The following is a 6,047-nucleotide window of genomic DNA, read 5'->3' as shown; positions in this document are numbered from 1 at the left end:
ACCGCCCACACGGCGCTCTCGGCGGCCAGACACCGTACGAACGCCTCAAGCAGAAGACCCAGACCCGGATGTAACCAAGCTCCGGCAGATGCACATCTAGGGCATCAAGGACAAACTACTCACATCAGATGCCCTCTCAGGTCAGCGTCCCAAAGCAATGGCCTGCGCCCTGGGACGTACCCGCGCACCCCTGGGAGGTGCGGCAACGTCAAACCCGCATTGAAAGTTGACGCATAATCATCGAGACATTCGGGGGATCAAGCTCGAACGACTCAGGCCTAGCCTTGAGAGCTGCCTCTTGAGGGCATCTCTCGGCCCCGCTACGAAACACCATATGGGGATACTGTGCTGACAATTGATGAGCTGCCTGAAGGTGGCATCGAGAGTGACCCGGCTCTCTTGTATCGGGGGGGCAGCGTTGAGCGGCTCCACGAGGTTGTAACTGACCATCTCTCTCCGCATCGCCTTACGGTAATCGGAAAGCAACAGATCAAGGGGTCGTTCCGATGTTTCCACGATGGTCTCGTAACGCTCTACGAGCTTGGGTACGGCGCTGATGTCAGCGTGCACCCGGGAGAGTTGCCCGACTTCTACAATATCCAACTTCCCATATCTGGCGGCGGGACCGTAGTGGTGGGCGACGCCCCGCTGACATCCACGCTCAGCATTACTGGACCAGGGGACCAGGTATCGATGAATTGGAATACCGAGGCTCTGAACCGAATACTCATCATTCCTGCCCGGGCAATCGAGCAGGCTGTCGCTGTACGACTGGGTGACCTTCCGACAGGATCCCTGCGCTTCAGCCACGTGCTCGACGAGCGAGACCCCGTCGTACAATCCTGGCTAGAGCTGGCGTGGTCGTTCAACTCTTTTGCCCAGTCGCCGCTGAGTCGTCGCTCACTCCTGGGAAGGCAACACTTCGAAAATCTCCTGATTGACAGCCTTCTCGACGCCCAACCCCACTCGCTGAGCAAGGCGACAGCGGACCGCGGCTCCGCCCTACTGCCGAGCGCGCTGCGCCGAGCCACCAACTTCTGCGCCGAGCATGCGCATGAGCCAATTTCGGTCGCGGATATCGCGCAAGCCGCGCGGGTTAGCGTGCGCACGCTGCGAGAAGGCTTCCGTACTCACCTGGACACCAGTCCTCTGGCATATTTGAAGAGCGTGCGCCTCGACTACGCCCACCGCGACCTGAGCGCAGCCGCTCGCGACAGAGCAGCTGGCACGGTGACCGACATCGCTTGCCGCTGGGGCTTCACCCACCTCGGCCGCTTTAGCGCGGACTACCGGCGCACCTACGGGCAGCAACCGTCACAGACACTGAACGGAAGCCTGTGACGAAGTACGTCCCGGCGGCGGAAGCGCCCGCCTGTTGACTATCCGAAAACGTGCACTGCGCGCGCTCCAAAGTGGATAGCTGCGAGGTCGACTGTCCTAGAGGCTGTACCTCGATGCGGGGGCCGGATCGAGACGCTGGCTGCCGCGCACACCTGCCGCAATTCGCAGTCCCCGCGCTTCATCTGTCGTCCGGAGGACTTCCGCGTGGCTGCTGCAGATCAGCCCTACCTACAGAGAGGAAAAGCGGAACGCCTCGGCGTGTCGTCCGGCACGCCTACATCACCCATCACCCTTCAGGGGACACCCATGCGCAAGACACATCTCACCATCGGCCTGATGGCGTTGGCCGCCGCAACAATCCTGTCACCGACCAACCCCGGGGCGGCGGCGGGGGCGGCAGCGTCGGCAACCCCCTCGGCCGGGTGAGGTGCCCTGGATCCATGCCACCGAGGTGGGCCTGCCGTTCACCGACTCCGTCTGGCGCCACACCGTCCACACCGTGCCGCGTTCCGGTGACCGCGATGCCCACGAGCTGGCCCTGGCCAGAGCCCTGGACACGCTGCTGCGACGCGCCGGGGCAGGCACGGGCACCCGCCGTGAATGCACCGTTGCCGCCCGCGCCGCAGCCGGGACTCCCGCCCACGACCAGCACGAGCCCCGCGACAGACCGTCACGCCAGCCCTCTGACCAGCGAGTTCGAAGATGGCGAAGGCTAGTCCATGGCTTGGTTCTGATCTTCCTCAATTGTGTGGAGCGGTTGATCATTCGGTGTTAGTTCTCCCTGGGGGAACATGGACGAGCCTTGGATCGGATGGGGCAATTCATCTGGGCGGCCTTCTTCGCCGCAATGCCCCTACCTGCACACGGTCATCGACGCCTGATTGGTCGGAAACAGATCCGGCGTCAATTCTGCTATCGCAATGCGGCGGTCCGGGGGAAAGATGCAGTGCGCAATTTGCATCCTATCCGGGCCGCGAGTCTTGAAACGGAGAACTATTATGATGCGGAAGAGTTTGCGGGCTGTCTTGGTGGCGGCCGGTGCGGTGACAGCGTTGTTCACCTCTACTGCGATGGCGGCTGCCGAAACCACCGCCTACGGTGCACCGTTCACGGCAGGACCCATCCCCACCCCGAACTGTGTCAACAGTGTGGTGATGGGTCGTGACAGCGGGCAGATCTATGCCTACGCCATCATGAAGTGCGGGGGGAACAAGAGCATTCTGAACCCTGACGTCGGCCTGTCGGGCGACAACGGGAACAGCGGCCTCGTCGGGAAGGTCGGATCCTGCGCCTTAACCTTCTACTGCGAATCACCGAGGGTCTACCTGCCAGAGAACCCCGGCGTCACGTACCGGGCCAGTAGCGACGGCTCTATCGATGACAACTTCACTCCACCCGCCGAGAGCAACATCGCCCATGCGCAGCTCATCGGTGGCGGGCACAACTTCCACGCGGGTACGGAGGCGGGGACGGGTCGTGTCCGGTGGGCGGATTTCGACGGGGACGGCAGTGCGGACTACTGGATCATCAATCCTGATGGTTCGGTGCATGTGTACCTGAACAAGGGCACGGACGGGCACGGGGGCTGGCAGGACATCGGCCAGGTCGCGACCGGTCTGACGACGGATGCGAGTCGGGTGCGGTTCGCGGACTGGGACGGGGACGGCCGGGCGGACTACATCCTGATCGCTGGGGACGGCTCGGTGCACGTCTTCTTGAACAAGGGCGGTGACGGACACGGGGGCTGGCAGGACATCGGCCAGGTCGCGACCGGTTTGACCACCGATGCGAGTCGGGTGCGGTTCGCGGACATCGACGGGGACGGCCGCGCGGACTACTGCGTACTGGACGGCAACGGCGGCATCCACGCCTACCTGAACCGCGGCGGGGACACCTCCGGAGGATGGGTCGACGACGGGCAGATCGCCAGCGGGCTGACCGGCGACCTGAGCCGGATCCGCCTGGCGGACATCGACGGCGACGGCAAGGCCGACTACAGCGTGATCAACCCCGACGGCTCCGTGACCACCTACCAGAACAACGGTGGTGACGGGCACGGCGGGTGGATCAACTACGGACACATCGCCACCGGCCTCACGACCGACCAGAACGCCGTCGTGTTCGCGGACATCACCGGCGACGGCCGCGCGGACTACCTCCTCACCAACTCCGACGGCTCCGTCAACGCCTTTGTCAACAACGGCGGAGACGGCCACGGAGGCTGGATCGACTACGGCCGCATCGCCGCCGGCGCCTGACATCTGCTGCCCACCACCATCACGAAAGCCTCAACAACACCGATGAAGCGCTTCGCATGGGCCTCACTCGCCGCACTGGCGATCCTCTCCGGCCACCTCCTCACCGCCCCGGCCGCACACGCGGCGACGCCTCCCACTGCTCCTCCGCTACGGGTGATGCCGCTGGGTGACTCCATCACCGCCGGCGTTGGCAGCACGACCGGCGCGGGCTACCGCCTGCCGCTGTGGAACACCATCGCGGGACAGTCCCGTTACACCGTCGACTACGTCGGCTCCCAGAGCTTCGGGAACGTGCCCGACCCCGACAACGAGGGCCACAGCGGATACCGCGTCGCCGACATCCGCTCCGGCATCGACGGCTGGCTGTCCGCCGCCACCCCCGACGTCGTGCTGCTCCACATCGGCATCAACGACCTCGACCGCGACCCTGCCCGCGACACACAGGTGTCGGCGGACCGCGCAGCCGCCGCGTTCACGGACTTGGCCAACCGCATCTTCGCCGACCGGCCGGGTGTCACCGTCCTGGTCCAGGGGCTGATACCCACCACCCCGAACCTCGAGTTCGCGGCCCAGGCCTACAACGCCGACATCAAGGCGCTCCAGTTCGGGACGCTGTCCGGGCAGAAGTTCCGCTACCTGGAGCCTCCGGCGTTGACATCCACCGAGATGAACGACGGCCTGCACCCGAACGACGCCGGGTACAACCGGATGGCCGGCGTCTTCTTCCAGGGCCTGGACCAGGCCTTCACCGACGGACTCGCGCATCGCCCCGCCGCACACCACGCGGGTACGGAGGCGGGGACGGGTCGTGTCCGGTGGGCGGATTTCGACGGGGACGGCAGTGCGGACTACTGGATCATCAATCCTGATGGTTCGGTGCATGTGTACCTGAACAAGGGCACGGACGGGCACGGGGGCTGGCAGGACATCGGCCAGGTCGCGACCGGTCTGACGACGGATGCGAGTCGGGTGCGGTTCGCGGACTGGGACGGGGACGGCCGGGCGGACTACATCCTGATCGCTGGGGACGGCTCGGTGCACGTCTTCTTGAACAAGGGCGGTGACGGACACGGGGGCTGGCAGGACATCGGCCAGGTCGCGACCGGTTTGACCACCGATGCGAGTCGGGTGCGGTTCGCGGACATCGACGGGGACGGCCGCGCGGACTACTGCGTACTGGACGGCAACGGCGGCATCCACGCCTACCTGAACCGCGGCGGGGACACCTCCGGAGGATGGGTCGACGACGGGCAGATCGCCAGCGGGCTGACCGGCGACCTGAGCCGGATCCGCCTGGCGGACATCGACGGCGACGGCAAGGCCGACTACAGCGTGATCAACCCCGACGGCTCCGTGACCACCTACCAGAACAACGGTGGTGACGGGCACGGCGGGTGGATCAACTACGGACACATCGCCACCGGCCTCACGACCGACCAGAACGCCGTCGTGTTCGCGGACATCACCGGCGACGGCCGCGCGGACTACCTCCTCACCAACTCCGACGGCTCCGTCAACGCCTTTGTCAACAACGGCGGAGACGGCCACGGAGGCTGGATCGACTACGGCCGCATCGCCGCCGGCGCCTGACAACTGCTGCCCAGCCGGCTACCGCCACCAGCGGATTCAAGAGCCGGCCCCGAGATGCAGCAAAGCACGTCAGCCCTGACGCTCCGCCAGAGCCCCGGACGGGTGCCAGGGTGGACGTAGGGCCCCAGCGGCCACTACAGCACATCTCCAGGCCGCTCAGGAAAGGGCTCCGCCATACGGCCGGGCCCTTTGCCGCGTCCACAGCACATGTGAACTCGTGGGTCTTCACTGCCGGGCCAGCCCCCGCGCTACGCCAGCGAGTTCGACCACCTCCTCAAGACCGAACCCGCCACCCGTCTCCGCGCCCTCGTCCTGGACGAGACCGAGTGGCTCTCCAGCGACCAGCTGGCTACGTCCGCTGCCTCTGGGACGACCCCTACACCCAGCTCGCCATCGTCTTCGTCGGCGGAGAATGCTGCTACCAGACCCTGCGCAAGGAACCGATGCTCTCCTCCAGGATCATCATCTGGCAGCGCCTCGCCCGCCTCAGCTCGGAGGAGCTCCTGGACGTCATCCCGTGCGAGGACGTTGATCAGGGAGGATGGCACGTGGGCGCGACTCCAGGACGATCTTTGGTCTCAGAAGCCTTGATCATCTGGCGTCGCATCCCTTGCTTCCACTCCGGTAAACCGCTCATCAGCACCTAGAACCGACGAACCGGCTCATCCCGCCAGCTGGGAACGCATCAGCCCTGGAGCCTGGGCCCGCCCCAGGGGGTTGTCTCGGTTATGTCACTTTGTATTTGCCAGCTCGGCGTGGCGGTGTCAGCTAGGAGCTGTCTGGGGTTTGGATCTCTTTGTGGTGCTGGCTGCTGGTAGAACTCGGGTGTGGCGCGTTTTGATGTGACGGATGCCGAGT

Annotated in this window: 3 protein-coding genes; all 3 read left to right on the top strand. The window is 65.2% G+C overall.

Annotated elements, in window-relative coordinates; translation table 11 throughout:
- Positions 1-345: 345 nt before the first annotated feature.
- Entirely contained in the window at positions 346-1,341 is a 996-nt protein-coding gene (locus tag P3T41_RS36725; protein WP_280695005.1) for an AraC family transcriptional regulator, read from the top strand.
- Between the two features lie 998 nt (positions 1,342-2,339).
- Positions 2,340-3,599 (top strand): VCBS repeat-containing protein, encoded by a 1,260-nt coding sequence (locus tag P3T41_RS36720; protein ID WP_280695004.1) that lies wholly within the window; start codon positions 2,340-2,342, stop codon positions 3,597-3,599.
- 42 nt (positions 3,600-3,641) lie between these two features.
- Entirely contained in the window at positions 3,642-5,189 is a 1,548-nt protein-coding gene (locus P3T41_RS36715) for an FG-GAP-like repeat-containing protein (protein WP_280695003.1), read from the top strand.
- Positions 5,190-6,047 lie beyond the last annotated feature (858 nt).

Origin of the sequence: Kitasatospora sp. GAS204B (assembly GCF_029892155.1) — a bacterium.
In the GTDB taxonomy this organism is placed as follows: Bacteria; Actinomycetota; Actinomycetes; order Streptomycetales; family Streptomycetaceae; genus Kitasatospora.
Note: the sequence above shows the minus strand (reverse complement) of the source record. Positions and strands in the feature narration are given on the sequence as shown.

Coding starts and splice junctions, on each gene's coding strand:
- P3T41_RS36720 (WP_280695004.1), top strand. CDS start 2,340: ATGATGCGGAAGAGTTTGCGGGCTGTCTTGGTGGCGGCCGGTGCGGTG.
- P3T41_RS36715 (WP_280695003.1), top strand. CDS start 3,642: ATGAAGCGCTTCGCATGGGCCTCACTCGCCGCACTGGCGATCCTCTCC.